The following is a 17,672-nucleotide window of genomic DNA, read 5'->3' on the forward strand; positions in this document are numbered from 1 at the left end:
CGAAAGGTCCTCCCATGGCCACCATCCTCTCCGTCTCCGGCAGTCCCTCCGCGACCTCCCGCACCGCCCGGCTGCTGCGCCACCTGGACGACCGGCTGATCGCCCAGGGGCACGACGTGATCCCCCTCGACGTCCGCACACTCCCGCCCGAGGCCCTGCTGCACGCCCAGTTCCGGCACCCGGCGATCGTCGAGGCCACGGCCCTGGTCGAGCGGGCGGACGGCATCGTGATCGGCACCCCCGTCTACAAGGCCGCCTACTCCGGTCTGCTGAAGGCGCTGCTCGATCTGCTCCCGCAGTACGCACTGGCGGGCAAGACGGTCCTGCCGCTGGCCACCGGCGGCACCACCGCCCACGTCCTGGCCATCGACTACGCCCTGCGTCCGGTCCTGAACTCCATGGGTCCCGCCCACATCACGCCGGGCTGGTTCACGCTCGACAAGGAGATCACCGTGGCCGACGACGGCACCCTGACCGTCGCGCCCGGCGCCGCCGAGGCCCTGGCCCAGGTCACCGACCAGTTCTCGCTCGCCCTCGGTGGCCGCCCGACGGTGCTGGCGGCCACCGGATGACCGCCGCGACCGTGCTCGCCGGCGACGCCGACGCCCTCGGTGTCGCCGCCGAACTTGCCGCGGACTTCCGCAAGGACGCCGCCGAGCGGGACGCGCGGCGCCGCCTTCCGCGCGGGGAACTGGAGCGGCTGTCCGCCTCCGGGCTGCTGGGTGTGACGGTGCCCGCGGAGTTCGGCGGCGCGGACGTCCGTACGGAGACCCTCGCCGAGGTCTTCCGGCTGCTGGCCTCGGCCGACGCCAGCCTCGCGCAGATCCCGCAGAGTCACTTCGTGTACGTGGGTGTGCTGCGCCGGCAAGGGACACGGGAGCAGCAGGAGTTCCTCTTCGGCGAAGTGCTGGCGGGCAAGCGGTTCGGCAACGCCCAGTCCGAGGCGGGCACGAGCCATGTCCGGGACATCCGTACCCGGCTCAGGCGACGCCCGGACGGCTCGTACGTCCTCGACGGCGTCAAGCACTACTCGACCGGCGCCCTGTTCGCCGACTGGATCCCCGTCCTCGCCCGCGCCGACGACGACAACCTGCATGTGGCGTACGTGCCGCGGGACGCACCCGGCCTCACGGTCGTGGACGACTGGGACGGCATGGGCCAGCGCACCACGGCCAGCGGAACCGTCCGGCTGGAGTCGGTGCCCGTGCCCGCCGACCGGGTGGTGCCGCACCACCTCACCTTCCAAGGGCCCCAACTCCACGGCGCAGAAGCCCAGTTGCTGCACGCGGCCATCGACGCGGGAATCGCCTCCGGAGCGCTCGCCGAGGCCGTGGAGTTCGTCCGCACCAAGAGCCGCCCCTGGTTCGAGAGCGTCGACGAGGGCCACGCCACCGCCGCCGAGGATCCGCTGCTGATCCAGCGTTTCGGCGAACTGGCGATCCGGGTGCGGGCCGCCGAAGCGCTGCTCGCCACCGCGGCGCGGTCCGTGGACGCCGCCCGCGCCGACCTGACCGACGACTCGGCCGCCGAGACCTCGATCGCCGTGGCCGCCGCCAAGGTGACGGCTGCGGAGGCGGCCGTGGAGGCCGGCAGCGCCCTCTTCGAAGTGGCCGGCACCCGCTCCGCGCTCGATTCCCTGGGCCTGCACCGCCACTGGCGCGACGCCCGCACCCACACCCTGCACGACCCGGCCCGCTGGAAGGTCCAGCACATCGGCCGCTATGTGCTGAACGGCACCAGGCCGCCCCGACACGGCCTGCTGTGACGGCCGTTCCCCTCAGTCACCTTCCCGATCGGAGTCCCGCGTGTCCCTGACCTTCCACTGGTTCCTGCCCACGAACGGCGACAGCCGCCATGTCGTCGGCGGCGGCCACGGCACCCCGGCGACGGCGTCCGGCCGCGACCGGCCGCCCACGGTCGCCTACCTCAGCCAGATCGCCCGCGCCGCGGAGGACCTGGGCTTCGTCGGCGCGCTCACCCCCACCGGCGCCTGGTGCGAGGACGCCTGGCTCACCACCGCCATGGTCAGCCAGCACACCGAGCGCCTGAAGTTCCTGGTCGCCTTCCGGCCCGGGTTCGTCTCGCCGACCCTCGCCGCGCAGATGGCGGCCACCTTCCAGCGGCAGTCCGGCGGACGGCTCCTGCTGAACGTCGTCACGGGCGGGGAGGACCACGAGCAGCGCGCCTACGGCGACTTCCTCGACAAGGACGACCGCTATCGCCGTACCGGTGAATTCCTGCAGATCGTACGGGGGTTGTGGGAGGGCAAGACCGTCGACCTGGTCGGTGAGCACCTGCAGGTCGAGGACGCCAGGCTGGCCCGGGTGCCCGACCCGGTCCCGGAGGTGTACTTCGGCGGCTCCTCACCGATCGCCGGGGAGATCGCCGCCCGGCACGTCGACGTCTACCTCACCTGGGGAGAGCCGCCGACCGCCGTCGCCGAGAAGATCGCCCGCATCCGGGCGCTGGCCGAGAAGGAGGGCCGCAGCGTCCGTTTCGGCATCCGCCTGCACGTCATCACCCGGGACACCGCCGAGCAGGCGTGGGCCGAGGCCCGGCGGCTGCTGGCCGGCTTCGACGCGGAGACCGTGCGGGCCGTACAGGCCGGGCTCGCCCGCAGCGAGTCCGAGGGCCAGCGGCGCATGCTCGCCCTGCACGGTGGCAGCACCGAGGAACTGGAGATCCACCCGAACCTGTGGGCCGGGATCGGGCTGGTGCGTGGCGGGGCGGGTACCGCGCTGGTCGGCAGTCACGACGAGGTGGCCGAGCGGATCGCCGAGTACCACCGCCTCGGCATCGACGAGTTCGTGCTCTCCGGCTATCCGCACCTGGAGGAGGCGTACTGGTTCGGTGAGGGCGTGCTGCCCCGGCTGGAGGCGCAGGGGCTGTGGACCCATCCGTTCCGCAGTGCGACGGCGGCTCGTCCCGAGGCCCAGATCCCCTTCGCCGAGCGGTAATCGGCCACCCGGGACACATATTCCCTATATTTCCTATCGAATTACTAGGGAAGTGTTGACCCTGGTCGGTGAAGCGAGTGAGGATGACGCTGACCCGGTCGGCCGGGCAGCCAGACACCGCGTTCTCTTCGGCCATGAAGGAAGTCCGCCATGACAACCGAAACAGGAACGAGGTGTGCCGACTGGCTGCACACGGCCCGCGAGCTGGCGGACGACCTCGCCACGGACGCGGTCGAGCGCGAGCAGGCCGGCAAGCCACCCCTCGACGAGGTCGCCAGGCTGCGTGAATCGGGCCTGCTCACCGTGCTCGTACCGGCCGAACGCGGCGGAGGCGGCGCGGACTGGCGCACCGCCTACACCGTCGTGCGGACCATCGCCGCGGCCGACGGCGCCATCGGCCACCTGCTGGGCAGCCACTACTTCCTGTCCTTCTGCGCCCGGTTCTTCGCCGGCCCCGAGCGTGCCGCGCGGATCGAGCGGGCGTTCACGGCGGGGGAGTGGCACTGGGGAGGCGGTATCGCCTCGCAGGAACCGCCGCTCATGCTGACCCCCACGGCCAACGGCTATCTGCTGGACGGCCATCAGCGGTACGGCTCCGGAGTCGGCGTCGCCGACCGGCTGGTCGTCCGCGCCGCCGTGCCCGGCATCGGCGAGCCCCTGGCCGTCCTGGTCGACCCGGCCCACCCGGGCCTCGTCATCGGCAGCGGCGGGGACACCTTCGGGCAGCGGCTGGCAGCGGCCGGCGATGTCGGGTTCGACGCCGTGCCGGTGGCCGCCGACGACGTACTCGGTTCCCTCTCCTCCGACGAGGGTGCCCTGTCCCCCTTCGCGGGCCTCGCCGCGCCGACCGCACGGCTGGTCTCCGCCCACTTCTTCCTCGGCATCGCCGAGGGGCTGCTCGGCGAAGTCCGCGAGCACGGACGGGCGGTGCGGTCCCCCTGGCAGCCGTTCTCCCCGCAACCCTGGCCGGGCCACCCGCCGCAGGACCCGTACGTGCTGACCGCGTTCGGCGAACTCGCCGTTGGCGCACGTGCCGCCTCGGCCCTCGCCGCCCAGGCGGTGGACGCCCTGAACCGCGGCCTGGGGCGGGGCGAGGACCTCGACGACGAGGAGTGCGCGGAGATCGCCGTGCTCGCCAGCGCGGCCGAGGCCGCCGCCTCCAGGGCCGCGCAGGAGATCACCACCCGTGCCCTGGACGCCGTCGGCGCGCCGGCCGCCTTCGCCCGGCACGGCCTGGACCGCTTCTGGCGCGACACCCGCACGCACACCCTGCGTGAGCCGATCGCGCACAGACTGCGCGAGGTCGGGGACTACTTCCTCAACGGCGCGCATCCGCCGTTCAGCCTTCCCGCCTGACCCGACGGGCCGGCCGGTGGGGACGGGCACCGCAGTGATGGATAATCTCAGCATGCGGATCTCGGCGAGGGCGGACTATGCGGTGCGGGCGGCGTTGGAGCTGGCCGCGGCCGGAGACGACACCTCACTCAAGGCCGAGGCGATCGCCGAGGCGCAGGGGATCCCGCACAAGTTCCTGGAGGGCATCCTCGGCGACCTGCGCCGGGGCGGCCTCGTGGTCAGCCAGCGCGGCGGCAAGGGCGGCTACCGGCTCGCCCGTCCGGCCGACTCGATCCCCATCGCGGACGTGATCCGCGTGGCCGACGGCCCCCTGGTCTCGGTGCGCGGCGTACGCCCGCCCGACCTCTCCTACATCGGCCCCGCGGAGTCCTTGCTGCCGCTGTGGATCGCCGTACGCGCCAACGTCCGCAAGATCCTCGGCGAGGTCACCCTGGCCCACGTGGCCGCGGCGAAGCTGCCCGACGACGTGCTGAGCCTCTCGGACGACCCCGACGCGTGGACGAACCCCTGACCGGGCCCCGCCGCGTGCATCAGTCGGCCGGCTTCTCCCACACCGACACATGCTTGCCGCTCTCGCTCGTGAACGGCTCGCGCGTCCAGTTCTCCCACCGGTCGCGCAGCCGCAGACCGGCGAGCCGGGCCATCAGATCCAGCTCGGCCGGCCAGACGTACCGGAACGGGATGGACCAGTGCTCGGCGCGGCCGTCGACGATGGTGACGTAGTTCGAGCTCATGGCCTGCGTGGCGACGTCGTAGGTGTCGAACGCCCACCGGGTGTCGCTGATGTGGAACGGTACGGCGCTCTGGCCGGGAGGCAGCCGGCGCAGATCGGGCACACCCACCTCCACCACGAAGCAGCCCCCGGGCCGCAGATGGGCGGCGGCGTTGCGGAAGCAGTCGACCTGCGCGTCCTGGGTCGTCAGATTGCCGATCGTGTTGAACACGAGGTAGGCGACCGCGAAGTCGCCCGCCACCCGTGTCGTCGCGAAGTCCCCGATCGTCACCTGGACGGCGTCACCGCCGGGCTTGGCGCGCAGCCGGTCCACCATGGCGCGGGACATGTCGATGCCGTGCACCGGGACCCCGCGGCCGGACAGCGGCAGCGCGATCCGTCCGGTGCCGACGCCGAGCTCGAGCGCCGGGCCGTCGTCGGCGAGCTCGGTCAGTAGGTCGACCGCGGGGCCGACCACATCGGCGCGGAACATGTCCGCCGCTGACTTGTCGTAGGTGGCCGCGATGTTCTCTCCGAAGTAGCCGTCGTCATCGATCACACCGGGACCGTACTGCCGGCCGTCGTGACGGGGCACCTGAATTTGCCGTCGGCGCTCACCCGGGCGGCGACTCCGGCTGCTCGATCCCCGGACGCCCTCTTGACGTCGGCCGCGGAGGAGCCGACACTCCAATCAGGTTTCCTAGTGAATTGGTAGGGAAGCATGGGGCGTCCTGAGTCGGTCACCGGCCGAGTGAGCCGTACGCCCCTTCTCACGTCCCGCCGTCACATCGATCTGCTCCGCGTCTGCAGCGCGATCTGACCCCCCGAGCCCTCCTCCACGCCGCTTCCGTACGTGTACGTCCACACGCCTGCCCCGGGGAGAGTCATGTCCGTCACACCGCTGGCCGCCCACCCGTCCGCACCGACCGCTCCCGCCTTCCGGGGCCGGATCGGCCGGGACGAACGCAGCGGCCACTACGCCGTGCCGCGCCGCTACCGCCTCCACCTGACCACCGCCTGTGCGGACGGCCTGCGCATCGCCGTCGCCCACAGCCTGCTGGCCCTCGACGACGTCTGCCCGGCGACATTCCTGCCCGAGATCCCCGACTGCGCCGACGGCGGGCACGCGGCGCTGCGTCCGCTGTACGACGCCAGCGTCCACCGGTACGCCGGACCGGCCCTCGCGCCGGTCCTCAGCGACGACTGGTCCGGGCGCATCGTGAGCACGCACGCCCCCGACATCACCCGCGACCTGGCCCGGCGCTTCGGCGGCTGTCGCCAGGAGCTGTACCCGGGCGGTGCGGAGTCGGAGATCGAGGCCGTCGAGCGGATGTGTGCGCAGGACATCGAGGAGGCCGCACAGGCCGCGGGGGCGGCCGGCGCCGAGCGGGCGGAGCGGGACGAGGCGCTCGGGACACTGCTGCGTGCGCTGGGCGCGCTGGATCGGTGGCTGGACGGCCGCGAGTACCTGATTCGCGATCAGATCACCGCCGCCGACGTGGAGTTGTGGGTATCCCTCGTCCAACTCGACACCGTTCACCGGCATCACCTGGACGCCGCCGCGGTGCAGCGCGTCGCCGCGCACGCCACCCTGTGGGCCTACGCCCGCCGGCTCGCCGCGCACCCGGCCTTCGGCGCGCATCTCGACCTCGACGCCATCTCCCGGCGCCACCATGCCCGTTGCCGAGGCCTGGAGGGCGCCGGAGCGGCCGTCCAGATCCTGGACTGGGCGGCCCACGCGGCAGCCGGGACCGGGACACGAGCGCAGGTCGAGCGGCCATGAGCCGGTCCGCACAGTGGACCGGCGTTGACATCCGTTCGGGCAACTGTCTTACTTACGGCCCAGAACGGTCATGAGCGTCAGCGACAAGCCCTGGCTCGCTGACCGGCAACCCTCGCATCGCGGTGGGGTGCCCCAGGTGACGACCGGACCGAATGACTTCGGTAAGCGCGATGGCCCCACGGGCCGGAAGAGTGAGTGACGCCATGGACGCAGCTCCCAGGACGGCCGTACGCCGCCCCCAGAGCCGCGCCCTGGCGTACGCGACCCTGTTCGTCGCCGACCGGGCCGTCGATCTGCTCCGCGTCAACAGCGCACTGTGTACCGCACCGGGCTGTGCCCGCAGCCGCGGCTGACGTCTCCCGTCCGCTGCCCCGCACTCCCTGACGAACACCGCCTCGGCGGTGTGCTGTCGTCCGCCCACCCCCCCGGTGACCGTGCGTCCTCCCGCGTCCTGACGAGCCGCAGCCGCAGTGCGGCTGTCGTCGCCGCGCCGTGCGCCGCGTTCCGGGGACATCCGACTCCTGCCGGAGCCCTCCATGAGTGAACCCCCAGGCGCCGTCGTCTCCCTCGCCGAGGCACCGCCGCCCGCAGACGCCCCGCCGAGACAGCTCGCGGCCCAGCGCGTGCTGCCGCTGAGGCGGCCCGGCCGCTGGATCGCCACCGCGGTGGTCCTGGTCCTGGCGGCCCAGTTCGTCAACGGCCTGGTGACCAACCCCTTCTACCAGTGGGACCGCTTCGGCTACTGGTTCCTGCGCCCCACCATCCTCGACGGGCTCCTCATCACCCTCGAAGTCACCGCCTACAGCGCGGTGCTGGGGCTCCTCGGCGGCATCCTGCTGGCACTGGCCCGGCTGTCGAAGAGCCCGGTGCTGCGCGCGGTCAGCTGGGTCTACGTCTGGGCGTTCCGCTCCGTCCCGCTGATCGTGGTGCTGCTGTTCCTCTACAACTTCAGCGCCCTGTACAAGACGCTGAGCGTGGGCATCCCCTTCGGCCCCGCCTTCTTCTCCTTCGACGAGTCGAAGCTCGCCACCGACATGGTCATCGCCGTCGTCGGCATCAGCCTGCACGAGTCCGCGTACGCCGCCGAGGTCGTCCGCGGCGGCATCCTCTCCGTCGACCAGGGCCAGCACGAGGCGTCCGCCGCACTCGGCCTGCCGAAGGGCTACCAGTTCCGCAGGATCGTGTTCCCGCAGGCGCTGCGCTCCATCGTGCCGAACTACGTCAACCAGCTCATCGGCCTGATCAAGGGCACCTCGCTGGTCTTCTACGTCTCCCTGCTCGACCTGTTCGGCTCCGCGCAGTCCATGGGCTCCACCTACCCCGGCGACATCGTGCCCCTGCTGATGGTCGCCACCGTCTGGTACCTGATCCTCACCAGCGTCGTCTCCGTCGTCCAGTTCTACGTCGAGCGGTACTACGCCCGGGGCGCCACGCGCTCCCTGCCGCCGACCCCGTTGCAGAAGCTGCGGACCGGGTTCACCGACCTGAGCGCCCGCATCCGCAGGGAGGCCGCTGCCTAATGCTGAAGTCAAGCCACGAGACGAAGAGTTGGCCGGGCTTCGAAGGGGCGACGGTCACGCAGGATGGCGTAGAGGACGTTGACCTTGCGTCGGGCGAGTGCGATCAGGGCCTGGTGATGGCGTTTGCCTTCCGCTCGTTTGCGGTCGTAGAAGGCCCGCGAGGTGGGATCGCGTTGGATGGAGCAGAACGCGGCCTGGTAGAAGACCCGCTTGAGGGCTTTGTCGCCGCCGGTCGCGCTGCGCGAGTAGCGGACCTTCCCGGACTGCGAGAGCACTGGGGACAGGCCGGACGCGGCGGCCAGGGCGTCCCCGCCGGCGAAGCGGCGGATGTCGCCGACGGAGGCGATGAACTCGGCGGTGAGAGTGGCCCCCATCCCCGGCAGGCTGCGGATGAGGGCCCCGTCAGGGTGGTCGGCCACCAGCTGCCCGATCTCGGCTTCCAGCGTGCTCAGTCGGGATTTGCCGGCCAGCAGTTCGTCGGCGAGTTCGCGGATGAGGCGCGCGGTGCGCCGTTCACCGGGCACGACGGCATGCTGGGCCTGCGCGGAGGCGTGTGCCGCGTCTGCCAGGGATTGGGCGATGGCCGTCCTGACGCCGCGTTTGCGCAGGTAGTCCGCGATGCGGGTGACGCCGGCGCGGCGGATCTCTGCCGGAGTGACGTAGTGGCCCAGGAGGATGAGGCCCGACTTGTTCGTCGCGTCGACGGCTTTCTCCAGGCCGGGGTGGATGCCGGTGAGCAGGTCGCGCAGTCGCGCGGTGCGGGCGGTGGCCTCCTTGACCAGCGTGGTGCGGTGGCCGACCAGGAGCCGCAGTTCCACGGTGGCTTCCTCGGGCAGCTCGACGGTGCGCAGGTCCTCGCGGAGCATGACCTGTTCGGCGATGACTTTGGCGTCGCGCGGGTCGGACTTGTTCTCTCCGCCGCGGGTGGCGCGGCGGGCGCGGTTGACCGCCAGGCCGGGCACGTGCACGACGCGGAAGCCTGCGGCCAGCAGCATCGCGGTCAGCAGGGCTGCTATGCCGCCGAGGATGTCCAGCCCGATGGTGACGGGGCCGTGGTCGGCCTCGATGGTGTGCAGTTCGCCGATGGCCTGGTCGATGGCGGCCGGGTCGTTGTCGACCCGGCGGCTGAGCAGCGGCCGTCCCCGGTCGTCGGCGACCGCGAGCCAGTGGAAGTCCTTGGCGATGTCGAAGCCTGCGGTGGTGGTCACGGTCCCCTCCTCGTGCGGTGTGTGACGCGACTCCTTCCGCCTGTCCTCGCCCTACCAAGCGATCGTTCGCAGTGCCTAATCAGCAGTCCGGAAGAAGTGGCGGGGCAGGGGGACCAGCGGCCTGAGCCATCGAGGGCAGCCAGCATGAAAGCCATCCCTGCCCCACCCGCGCAGTCCCAGAGTCGCGAACTCTCGGGACGCACTCAAGAAGGTAGGGCCGTATGACCGCCGAGACCACCCTCGACAACGCGCCCGCCACCGTGGAGGTGCACGACGTGCACAAGTGGTACGGCGTCCACCGGGTGCTGAACGGGGTCGACCTGACCGTGCGTCCGGGCGAGGTCACCGTGATCATCGGCCCCTCCGGCTCCGGCAAGTCCACCCTGCTCAGGGTCATCAACCACCTGGAGAAGCCGGAGATCGGGCACGTCAGCCTCAACGGCGAGCTGATCGGCGTACGGCGGCACGGCGAGCGCTTGAAGGAGCTGAGCGAGCGGGCCATCCTGACGCAGCGCAGCAGGATCGGCTTCGTCTTCCAGAACTTCAACCTCTTCCCGCATCTGACGGTCCTCGACAACGTGGCCGCCGCCCCGGTGGCCACCGGCAAGCTCGCCAAGACCGCGGCACTGGAGCTCGCCCGCGACCTCCTCGGCCGGGTCGGACTCGCCGACAAGGCCGCCGCCTATCCACGGCAGTTGTCGGGCGGACAGCAGCAGCGCGTGGCCATCGCCCGCGCCCTCGCCCTGCGCCCCGGCGTCATCCTCTTCGACGAGCCGACCTCCGCCCTCGACCCGGAACTCGTCGGCGAAGTCCTCTCCGTCATCAAGGACTTGGCGACCAGCGGCACCACCCTCGTCATCGTCACCCACGAGATCGGCTTCGCCCGCGAGATCGCCGACCGGGTCGTCTTCATCGACGGCGGCAGGATCGTCGAGCAGGGCCCGCCCTCCGAGCTCCTCGACAAGCCGTGCCACGAGCGGACCAGGGACTTCCTCAGCAAGGTCCTCTGAGCCCACCGCTCCCCACGAACTCCCCCCCACGCGTCACCCGCCCCACCCTCACCACCCTTCCGAACACCAAGGACGGCCATGCCCAGCCACATCTCCCGACGCAGCCTGATACGCGGCATCACCGCGGCGACCGCCGTCGCCACCCTCGCCACCGGGCTCGCCGCCTGCGGTGGTGACAGCGACGCCGCCACCAGGACGAACGACACCGCGGGGACCGTCACCGTCGGACAGCTCTCCAACGGCGCCGCCAAGGAGACCACCCTGAAGGTGTCCGAGGTGAAGTCCATCAGCGCGAAGCTGCCCGACGCCCTCAAGAAGAGCGGCACGCTGGTCATCGGCTCCGGCACTCTGCCCTCCGGCGCCCCGCCCCTCGGTTTCGTGGGCAGCGACCAGAAGACCCTCACCGGCTCCGAGATCGACCTCGCCCGGCTGGTCGCGGCCGTCCTCGGCCTTCAGCCCGAGGTCAAGCGGTTCACCTGGGAGAACCTCTTCGTCGGCATCGACAGCGGCAAGGTGAACGTCGGCTTCTCGAACATCACCGACACCGAGGAGCGCAAGCAGAAGTACGAGTTCGCCTCCTACCGCAAGGACGACCTCGCCTTCGAGGCGCTCAAGGACTCGAAGTTCAGCTTCGACGGCGACTACAAGGCCCTCGCCGGCAAGACCGTCTCCGTCGGCGCCGGCACCAACCAGGAGCGCATCCTGCTGGAGTGGAAGGGCAAGCTGGAGAAGGAGGGCAAGAAGCTGACCGTCAAGTACTTCCAGGACAGCAACAGCACCTACCTGGCCCTGGGCAGCGGCAAGATCGACGCCTACTTCGGCCCCAGCCCCAACCTCTCCTACCACGTCACCCAGACCAAGGGCACGCCCTCCCCGACGAGGATCGCCGGCCAGTTCTCCGGCGCCGGCGCCACGCTCCAGGGCCTGATCGCCGCGACAGCCAAGAAGGACAGCGGCCTCGCCCAGCCCCTCGCCGACGCGATCAACCACCTGATCGACAACGGCCAGTACGCCAAGTGGCTCGCCGCCTGGAACCTCTCGGGCGAGGCCGTGGCCAAGTCGGAGGTCAACCCGCCCGGCCTGCCGTTGGACAACTCCTGACGGGAACACCCACCGAGGTCGGCGCGTTGTGACTCGTGCCGAGATGTGCGAGGCGCGAAAGCGCGCGACCCGGAGGACGGAGGTGGCGGACGTGACGCACATGTTCCACGCCGTCCACCTCCACTCCCGGCCCCACATCGACCTCCAGCGCGTGGCCGGCGCGCTCTGTCGCTCCTGACGCGTTCCTCCACCGCCGAGCCCACCCCCGCGTGAGGCCGTCGGCGTTCTTGTCACGGACTTCCAGGAAGGCACCGACTCGTGTCCTCAACACCCTCTCCCTCCCTGCATCTAGCCGTCGCCCTGGACGGCACCGGCTGGCATCCCGCCTCCTGGCGAGAGCCGGTGGCCCGCCCCCGGGACCTGTTCACCGCCGGGTACTGGACCGACCTGGTCACCGAGGCCGAGCGCGGACTGCTCGACTTCGTGACCATCGAGGACGGCCTCGGTCTCCAGTCCTCCCATTTCCTGGACCCGGACGAGCGCACCGACCAGGTGCGCGGCCGCCTCGACGCCGTCCTCATCGCCTCCCGGGTGGCCCCGCTGACCAGCCGCATAGGTCTGGTGCCGACGGTCGTCGCCACCCACACGGAGCCGTTCCACGTCTCCAAGGCGATCGCCACCCTCGACTACGTCAGCGCCGGGCGCGCCGGTCTGCGCGTCCAGATCACCGCCCGCCCGAACGAGGCAGCGCACTTCGGCCGCCGCACCGTCGCCCGCATCGAGGCCTACGACAGCCCGGCCGCGCAGGAGGTGGTGACCGACCTCTTCGACGAGGCCGCCGACCACGTGGAGGCGGTGCGCCGCCTCTGGGACAGCTGGGAGGACGACGCCGAGATCCGGGACGCCGCCACCGGGCGCTTCATCGACCGCGACAAACTCCACTACATCGACTTCGAGGGCCGGCGCTTCAGCGTCAGGGGCCCCTCCATCACACCTCGCCCGCCGCAGGGCCAGCCGATCGTCAGTGCCCTCGCCCACGACACCGTCCCGTACCGGCTCGTGGCCCGCGCCGCCGACGTCGGCTACGTCACTCCGCACGACGCGGACGAGGCCCGCGCGATCGTCGCCCGGATCCGCGCGGAGCAGGACGCCGCCGGTCGGGCCGCCGAGCCGTTGCACATCTTCGGAGACATCGTGGCCTTCCTCGACGACGACCCGGCCGCCGCGAGGGCACGCCGGGACCGGCTGGACGCGCTCGCGGGACAGCCGTACACGAGTGACGCCCTGATCTTCACCGGCACTCCCTCCCAACTCGCCGACTCACTGCAGGAGTTGCACGGCTCCGGTCTGTCCGGCTTCCGGCTGCGCCCCGCCGTCGCCGGACACGACCTGCCGGGGATCACCCGCGGACTCGTCCCCGAACTCCAGCGCCGGGGCGCCTTCCGCCGTGCCTACGAGTCGGCCACCCTGCGCGGCCTGCTCGGCCTGGCCCGCCCCGCCAACCGCTATGCAGCCGCCTGAGCCGGAAGGACCCCGCCGCCATGACCAAGCCGCTGAAGCAGATCCACCTGGCCGCCCACTTCCCCGGCGTCAACAACACCACCGTGTGGAGCGACCCGCAGGCCGGCAGCCACATCGAGTTCAGCTCCTTCGCCCACTTCGCCCGGACCGCCGAACGCGCCAAGTTCGACTTCCTGTTCCTCGCCGAGGGGCTCAGGCTCCGTGAACAGGGCGGGAAGATCTACGACCTGGACGTCGTCGGCCGCCCCGACACCTTCACGATCCTCGCCGCGCTCGCCGCCGTCACCGAGCGCATCGGCCTGACCGGCACCATCAACTCCACCTTCAACGAGCCCTACGAGGTCGCCCGCCAGTTCGCCGGCCTCGACCACCTCTCCGGCGGTCGCTCCGCCTGGAACGTCGTCACCTCCTGGGACGCCTTCACCGGCGAGAACTTCCGCCGCGGCGGCTTCCTGCCCCAGGAGGAGCGCTACTCCCGCGCCAAGGAGTTCCTCGCCACCGCGAACGAGCTCTTCGACTCCTGGCACGGCGACGAGATCCTCGCCGACAAGGAGACCGGCACCTTCCTGCGGGACGCCAAGGCCGGCGCCTTCGTCCACACCGGGCAGCACTTCGACATCCACGGACAGTTCAACGTCCCGCGCTCGCCCCAGGGCCGCCCGGTCGTCTTCCAGGCCGGCGACTCCGAGGAGGGCCGCGAGTTCGCCGCCGCCGAAGCGGACGCCATCTTCAGCCGGCACGGCACCCTGGAGGGCGGCCGGGCCTTCTACACGGACGTGAAGTCCCGCCTGGCCAAGTACGGCCGCGGCCCGGACCAGCTGCTCATCCTGCCCGCCGCGACCTTCGCCCTCGCCGACACGGACGCCGAGGCCGAGGAGCTCGCCCGCGAGGTGCGCCGCCGACAGGTCAGCGGGGCCACCGCCCTCAAGCACCTGGAGTTCGTCTGGAACCGGGACCTGTCCTTCTACGACCCGGAAGGGCCGCTCCCCGACATCGACCCGGACATCGGCGACGACCACATCTCCAAGGGCCGCGCCCAGGTCCGCATGTACCGGGACCCGCTGGCCACCGCACGCGAGTGGCGCGAGCTGGCCGAGGCCAACAAGTGGTCCATCCGCGACCTGGTCATCAACACCGGTAACCGGCAGAACTTCGTCGGCTCCCCGGCCACCATCGCCAGAACCATCAACGACTTCGTCCAGGCCGACGCGAGCGACGGCTTCATCCTCGTCCCGCACATCACCCCGACCGGCCTCGACGAGTTCGCCGACAAGGTCGTCCCGCTGCTTCAGGAACAGGGCGTGTTCCGCACGGACTACGAAGGCACGACCCTGCGCGAACACCTCGGCCTGACGCACCCCGACGGGCACCGCGACGAACCCGGCGACGAGCGGCTCGCGTCGTGAAGTTCATCGCCATCACCCTGATCGTGCATCGCCCGGACCCGGTCACCGGGGTGCAGAAGCCCACGCACGAGCGCTTCCGCGAGGTCCTCGACAACGCCCTGCTCGCCGAGGAGCTCGGCTTCGACGGCTTCGGCGTGGGGGAGCGGCACGAGCGGCCGTTCATCTCCTCGTCGCCCACGGTCGTCCTCAGCCATGTCGCCGCCCTGACGAGGCGGATACGCCTCTTCACGGCCGTGACGACGCTCAGCCTGCTCGACCCGGTGCGCGCCTACGAGGACTACGCCACCCTCGACCACCTCTCCGAGGGCCGGCTCGACCTCATCATCGGCAAGGGCAACGGCGCCGCCCAGCGCGACCTGTTCCACGTCACCCCCGAGGACCAGTGGGACCGCAACGCCGAGAGCTACGAGGTCTTCCGGCGGATCTGGCGGCAGGACAAGGTGACCGCGGCGACCCGTTTCCGCCCGCCGCTGACGGACGCCGAGGTGTGGCCGCGTCCCTACCAGCAGCCCCTCCGCGTCTGGCACGGCAGCGCCACCAGCAAGGAGTCGGTCGACCTGGCCGCCCGCTACGGCGATCCGCTGTTCTCCGCGAACGTCACCCACCCCATCGAGCCGTACGCCGAGTTGATCCGCCACTACCGCGAACGCTGGGAGCACCACGGCCACGACCCGGCCGACATCGCGATCGGGGCCGGCACGGCGGGCATCCACGTGGCCCCCACCTCCCAGCAGGCCCTGGCCGCCTACCGGCCCGTCTTCGAGGCCAACCTGGCCTTCTACCGGCAGGCGGGACTGCCCGTCGTGTTCGAGACGCTGGAGGACTTCGTCGCGCGCAGCTCCGCCCTGATCGGCAGCCCGCAGCAGGTCATCGACAAGGTGCACCGCTACCACGAGCAGTTCGGCCATACCGCGGTCCACGTCCAGGCGGACGCGAGCGGCCTCACCGACACCCGGCACCGCGACTCGCTCGAACTGTTCCAGTCGGCGGTGGCACCCGTGCTGCGCAAGGACATCCCGGACCCACCCTTCGCCTGGGCCCCCGTGCTCGCGGCGGCACCGACGGCGCAGGAGCGAGTCCATGTCTGACATCCCCCTCGGCGTCCTGGACCTGATACCGATCTCTTCCGGCTCGACGGCAGCGGCCGCCCTGCGCAACACCATCGACCTCGCCAGGCAGACCGAACGCTTCGGCTACGCCCGCTACTGGTTCGCCGAACACCATCTCAACCCCGGCGTGGCGGGTACGTCCCCCGCGGTCGCCCTGGCCCTGACCGCCGCGGCCACCTCCACCATCCGCCTCGGCGCCGGTGCCGTACAGCTCGGCCACCGGACCGCGCTGTCCACGGTCGAGGAGTTCGGCCTGATCGACGCCCTGCACCCAGGCCGCCTCGACCTGGGCCTCGGCCGCTCGGGCGGCGGCCCACCGGGGGAGAGGGCGACCACCGCGACGGCGACCCCGGTCGTCGACGGCCGCACCCCCAACGGCCTGCTGATCCCGCCCCGTTTCACCTTCGAGCACCTCCTCGGCTCACCCCGCATCGCCCTGCAGCGCGAACTGCTCCTGCTGCCGGGCGCCGAATCGCACGACTACGCCGAGCAGATCGACGACATCCTCGCGCTGCTGGCCGGCACCTACCGCTCCCCGGAGGGCATCGAGGCACACGCGGTGCCGGGCGAGGGCGCCGACGTCGAGGTGTGGATCCTGGGCAGCAGCGGCGGCCCGAGCGCCGAGGCCGCAGGCGCCCGCGGCCTGCGCTTCGCCGCGAACTACCACGTCAGCCCCGCCTCCGTCCTGGAGGCGGTGGACGGCTACCGCGCCTGCTTCCAGCCCTCCGAGTTCCTCGACAAGCCCTACGTCAGCGTCTCGGCCGACGTCGTGGTCGCCGAGGACGACACGACGGCCCGCGAACTGGCGGCGGGCTACGGCCCCTGGGTCCGCAGCATCCGCACCGCCGAGGGCGCCATCGAGTACCCGACTCCCGAGGAGGCCCGCGCCCACCCCTGGAGCGACGAGGACCGGGCGCTGGTCCAGGACCGCGTCGACACACAGTTCGTGGGGTCGGCGGGCCGGGTGGCCGACCGGCTGGCGCAGCTTCAGGAGGCCACCGGGGCCGACGAGTTGCTGATCACGACGATCACGCACGACCACGCGGACCGGGTGCGGTCGTACGAACTGCTGGCGCGGGAGTGGAGTCGCAGGTGAAACGGGCAGGCCCGGCGTGCGGGAGACCGCCGCCGGGCCTGCCCGCGCACACGTGGTCAGCGGTGAGCCGTGGGACCGACCGGGGTGTCGCCGCGCAACGTGATGCGGTGCATGACGCGATGCCGGTCGCCGTAGTCACGGTTGGCGTAGTGCGCCGTGCTGCGGTTGTCCCACAGGGCGACGTCACCCGGCTGCCAACGATGCCGCACGACGTGCTCGGGCTTGGTCAGGTGGGCGTACAGGATGTCGAGGATGCCCCGGCTCTCGTACTCGGAGACCCCGGTGATGTGCGAGGTGAACCCGGGGTTCACGAACAGCCCCTTGCGTCCGCTCTCCGGATGCACCCGCACCACCGGATGCTCCACCGGCACCAGCTCGGTGAACACCTCGCCCTCCCAGACGTTTCCGCTTCCCCGCCGCTGCTGGGCCAGGTAGTAGCCGAAGGCGCGGTTGCCGTCGTGCACGGCGGTGAGCGTGTCGATGTACGCCCGCAGGCCCGGCGACAGCGACTCATAGGCGAGCTGGCTGTCGGCCCAGTTCGTGTCGCCGCCGTTGGGAGGCAGGACGACGGCGCGCAGGACGGAGATCGCCGGCGGCCGGCGTACGAAGGTCACGTCCGTGTGCCACACGTCGGAGAACCCGTTGTCCTGGCTGTCCAGCGCGTACACCTCGGCCGCCACCTCACCGGAGTCGTGGATCGGGTGCCCGGCGGTGACCTCGCCGAGGCGCCGGCCGAACTCGATCTGCGCGGAGTCGTCCAGGCCGTCCTGGCCACGCACGAAGAGCACCTTGTACGCCACGAGCGCCTCCCGGATCGCCTGGATCTGCTCGTCACCGAGACGGGCGAGGTCGACGCCGTGGAGCTCGGCGCCGAAGTTCGGGCCGAGGGGGGTGAAGGGGAGCTGGGGCGGGGCGATGACGGTCATCCGGACATCCTTTCCTTGATACGGAGT

At 71.4% G+C, this 17,672-nt stretch carries 19 protein-coding genes and 1 riboswitch; of the genes, 16 read left to right on the forward strand and 3 right to left on the reverse strand.

Features of this window, described 5'->3' with window-relative positions; translation table 11 throughout:
• Positions 1 to 14: 14 nt before the first annotated feature.
• The 5 genes from ssuE to ACWGDB_RS04420 all read left to right on the forward strand — a co-directional run bounded on the left by ssuE (position 15) and on the right by ACWGDB_RS04420 (position 4,824).
• Positions 15 to 572, forward strand: coding sequence for an NADPH-dependent FMN reductase (ssuE, locus tag ACWGDB_RS04400; protein WP_383600088.1), 558 nt, complete (start codon positions 15 to 17; stop codon positions 570 to 572).
• Positions 569 to 1,765: an SfnB family sulfur acquisition oxidoreductase gene (locus ACWGDB_RS04405; RefSeq protein WP_453821028.1), complete on the forward strand. Its 1,197-nt coding sequence runs from the start codon at positions 569 to 571 to the stop codon at positions 1,763 to 1,765. The genes ssuE and ACWGDB_RS04405 overlap by 4 nt, the downstream gene beginning before the upstream one ends.
• Before the next feature lie 40 nt (positions 1,766 to 1,805).
• Positions 1,806 to 2,957, forward strand: a complete 1,152-nt coding sequence (locus tag ACWGDB_RS04410; RefSeq protein WP_453821029.1) for an LLM class flavin-dependent oxidoreductase — start codon at positions 1,806 to 1,808, stop codon at positions 2,955 to 2,957.
• Positions 2,958 to 3,107: 150 nt separating this feature from the next.
• The gene (locus ACWGDB_RS04415; RefSeq protein ID WP_453821030.1) at positions 3,108 to 4,313 is read left to right on the forward strand and encodes an acyl-CoA dehydrogenase family protein; all 1,206 of its coding nucleotides are present in this window, start codon (positions 3,108 to 3,110) and stop codon (positions 4,311 to 4,313) included.
• A gap of 52 nt (positions 4,314 to 4,365) precedes the next feature.
• Complete coding sequence (locus tag ACWGDB_RS04420) at positions 4,366 to 4,824, forward strand: RrF2 family transcriptional regulator (protein WP_453821031.1); 459 nt, start codon at positions 4,366 to 4,368, stop codon at positions 4,822 to 4,824.
• Between the two features lie 19 nt (positions 4,825 to 4,843).
• Here the strand turns inward: ACWGDB_RS04420 and ACWGDB_RS04425 are convergent, their stop codons facing one another.
• Positions 4,844 to 5,584, reverse strand: a complete 741-nt coding sequence (locus ACWGDB_RS04425) for a class I SAM-dependent DNA methyltransferase (RefSeq protein ID WP_453821032.1) — start codon at positions 5,582 to 5,584, stop codon at positions 4,844 to 4,846.
• Between the two features lie 162 nt (positions 5,585 to 5,746).
• Between ACWGDB_RS04425 and ACWGDB_RS04430 the strand changes: the two genes are divergently transcribed.
• From ACWGDB_RS04430 to ACWGDB_RS04445, 4 genes are all read left to right on the forward strand, one after another.
• Positions 5,747 to 5,845 (forward strand): putative leader peptide, encoded by a 99-nt coding sequence (locus ACWGDB_RS04430; protein WP_328877807.1) that lies wholly within the window; start codon positions 5,747 to 5,749, stop codon positions 5,843 to 5,845.
• A 66-nt stretch (positions 5,846 to 5,911) separates the two neighbouring features.
• Positions 5,912 to 6,808 carry a glutathione S-transferase family protein gene (locus ACWGDB_RS04435; protein WP_453821033.1) on the forward strand — a complete coding sequence of 299 codons (897 nt, stop codon included), beginning with the start codon at positions 5,912 to 5,914 and terminating at the stop codon, positions 6,806 to 6,808.
• A 66-nt stretch (positions 6,809 to 6,874) separates the two neighbouring features.
• Positions 6,875 to 6,982: riboswitch (SAM riboswitch) on the forward strand.
• Between the two features lie 29 nt (positions 6,983 to 7,011).
• Positions 7,012 to 7,161 carry a hypothetical protein gene (locus tag ACWGDB_RS04440; RefSeq protein ID WP_187284659.1) on the forward strand — a complete coding sequence of 50 codons (150 nt, stop codon included), beginning with the start codon at positions 7,012 to 7,014 and terminating at the stop codon, positions 7,159 to 7,161.
• A 183-nt stretch (positions 7,162 to 7,344) separates the two neighbouring features.
• Complete coding sequence (locus ACWGDB_RS04445) at positions 7,345 to 8,328, forward strand: amino acid ABC transporter permease (protein ID WP_453821034.1); 984 nt, start codon at positions 7,345 to 7,347, stop codon at positions 8,326 to 8,328.
• An 8-nt stretch (positions 8,329 to 8,336) separates the two neighbouring features.
• Here the strand turns inward: ACWGDB_RS04445 and ACWGDB_RS04450 are convergent, their stop codons facing one another.
• Positions 8,337 to 9,536 (reverse strand): IS110 family transposase, encoded by a 1,200-nt coding sequence (locus ACWGDB_RS04450; protein WP_453821035.1) that lies wholly within the window; start codon positions 9,534 to 9,536, stop codon positions 8,337 to 8,339.
• A gap of 221 nt (positions 9,537 to 9,757) precedes the next feature.
• On the opposite strand from ACWGDB_RS04450, the gene ACWGDB_RS04455 reads away from it, so the two are divergent.
• The 7 genes from ACWGDB_RS04455 to ACWGDB_RS04485 all read left to right on the forward strand — a co-directional run bounded on the left by ACWGDB_RS04455 (position 9,758) and on the right by ACWGDB_RS04485 (position 16,719).
• A complete protein-coding gene (locus tag ACWGDB_RS04455; protein WP_453821036.1) occupies positions 9,758 to 10,546 on the forward strand; it encodes an amino acid ABC transporter ATP-binding protein in 789 nt (262 codons plus the stop codon).
• 78 nt (positions 10,547 to 10,624) lie between these two features.
• Positions 10,625 to 11,647 (forward strand): transporter substrate-binding domain-containing protein, encoded by a 1,023-nt coding sequence (locus tag ACWGDB_RS04460; protein ID WP_453821037.1) that lies wholly within the window; start codon positions 10,625 to 10,627, stop codon positions 11,645 to 11,647.
• A gap of 100 nt (positions 11,648 to 11,747) precedes the next feature.
• Entirely contained in the window at positions 11,748 to 11,825 is a 78-nt protein-coding gene (locus ACWGDB_RS04465; protein WP_453821082.1) for a putative leader peptide, read from the forward strand.
• An 80-nt stretch (positions 11,826 to 11,905) separates the two neighbouring features.
• Positions 11,906 to 13,108, forward strand: a complete 1,203-nt coding sequence (locus ACWGDB_RS04470) for an LLM class flavin-dependent oxidoreductase (protein WP_453821038.1) — start codon at positions 11,906 to 11,908, stop codon at positions 13,106 to 13,108.
• A 20-nt stretch (positions 13,109 to 13,128) separates the two neighbouring features.
• A complete protein-coding gene (locus ACWGDB_RS04475; RefSeq protein ID WP_453821039.1) occupies positions 13,129 to 14,514 on the forward strand; it encodes an NtaA/DmoA family FMN-dependent monooxygenase in 1,386 nt (461 codons plus the stop codon).
• The gene (locus ACWGDB_RS04480) at positions 14,511 to 15,602 is read left to right on the forward strand and encodes an LLM class flavin-dependent oxidoreductase (RefSeq protein ID WP_453821040.1); all 1,092 of its coding nucleotides are present in this window, start codon (positions 14,511 to 14,513) and stop codon (positions 15,600 to 15,602) included. Before ACWGDB_RS04475 ends, ACWGDB_RS04480 begins: the two co-directional genes overlap by 4 nt.
• Positions 15,595 to 16,719 carry an LLM class flavin-dependent oxidoreductase gene (locus ACWGDB_RS04485; RefSeq protein WP_453821041.1) on the forward strand — a complete coding sequence of 375 codons (1,125 nt, stop codon included), beginning with the start codon at positions 15,595 to 15,597 and terminating at the stop codon, positions 16,717 to 16,719. Before ACWGDB_RS04480 ends, ACWGDB_RS04485 begins: the two co-directional genes overlap by 8 nt.
• Positions 16,720 to 16,775: 56 nt before the next feature.
• Here the strand turns inward: ACWGDB_RS04485 and ACWGDB_RS04490 are convergent, their stop codons facing one another.
• On the reverse strand, positions 16,776 to 17,645 hold the full coding sequence (locus ACWGDB_RS04490) for a TauD/TfdA dioxygenase family protein (protein ID WP_453821042.1): 870 nt from the start codon (positions 17,643 to 17,645) through the stop codon (positions 16,776 to 16,778).
• Between the last annotated feature and the right edge of the window lie 27 nt (positions 17,646 to 17,672).

The sequence above is a fragment of the Streptomyces sp. NPDC055013 genome, from assembly GCF_053608645.1.

What these genes read in the sequence shown, in the direction of transcription:
- ssuE (WP_383600088.1), top strand. Translation starts at nt 15, where the DNA reads ATGGCCACCATCCTCTCCGTCTCCGGCAGTCCCTCCGCGACCTCCCGC.
- ACWGDB_RS04405 (WP_453821028.1), top strand. Translation starts at nt 569, where the DNA reads ATGACCGCCGCGACCGTGCTCGCCGGCGACGCCGACGCCCTCGGTGTC.
- ACWGDB_RS04415 (WP_453821030.1), top strand. Translation starts at nt 3,108, where the DNA reads ATGACAACCGAAACAGGAACGAGGTGTGCCGACTGGCTGCACACGGCC.
- ACWGDB_RS04420 (WP_453821031.1), top strand. Translation starts at nt 4,366, where the DNA reads ATGCGGATCTCGGCGAGGGCGGACTATGCGGTGCGGGCGGCGTTGGAG.
- ACWGDB_RS04430 (WP_328877807.1), top strand. Translation starts at nt 5,747, where the DNA reads ATGGGGCGTCCTGAGTCGGTCACCGGCCGAGTGAGCCGTACGCCCCTT.
- ACWGDB_RS04435 (WP_453821033.1), top strand. Translation starts at nt 5,912, where the DNA reads ATGTCCGTCACACCGCTGGCCGCCCACCCGTCCGCACCGACCGCTCCC.
- ACWGDB_RS04440 (WP_187284659.1), top strand. Translation starts at nt 7,012, where the DNA reads ATGGACGCAGCTCCCAGGACGGCCGTACGCCGCCCCCAGAGCCGCGCC.
- ACWGDB_RS04445 (WP_453821034.1), top strand. Translation starts at nt 7,345, where the DNA reads ATGAGTGAACCCCCAGGCGCCGTCGTCTCCCTCGCCGAGGCACCGCCG.
- ACWGDB_RS04455 (WP_453821036.1), top strand. Translation starts at nt 9,758, where the DNA reads ATGACCGCCGAGACCACCCTCGACAACGCGCCCGCCACCGTGGAGGTG.
- ACWGDB_RS04460 (WP_453821037.1), top strand. Translation starts at nt 10,625, where the DNA reads ATGCCCAGCCACATCTCCCGACGCAGCCTGATACGCGGCATCACCGCG.
- ACWGDB_RS04465 (WP_453821082.1), top strand. Translation starts at nt 11,748, where the DNA reads ATGTTCCACGCCGTCCACCTCCACTCCCGGCCCCACATCGACCTCCAG.
- ACWGDB_RS04475 (WP_453821039.1), top strand. Translation starts at nt 13,129, where the DNA reads ATGACCAAGCCGCTGAAGCAGATCCACCTGGCCGCCCACTTCCCCGGC.
- ACWGDB_RS04485 (WP_453821041.1), top strand. Translation starts at nt 15,595, where the DNA reads ATGTCTGACATCCCCCTCGGCGTCCTGGACCTGATACCGATCTCTTCC.
- ACWGDB_RS04490 (WP_453821042.1), bottom strand. Translation starts at nt 17,645, where the DNA reads ATGACCGTCATCGCCCCGCCCCAGCTCCCCTTCACCCCCCTCGGCCCG.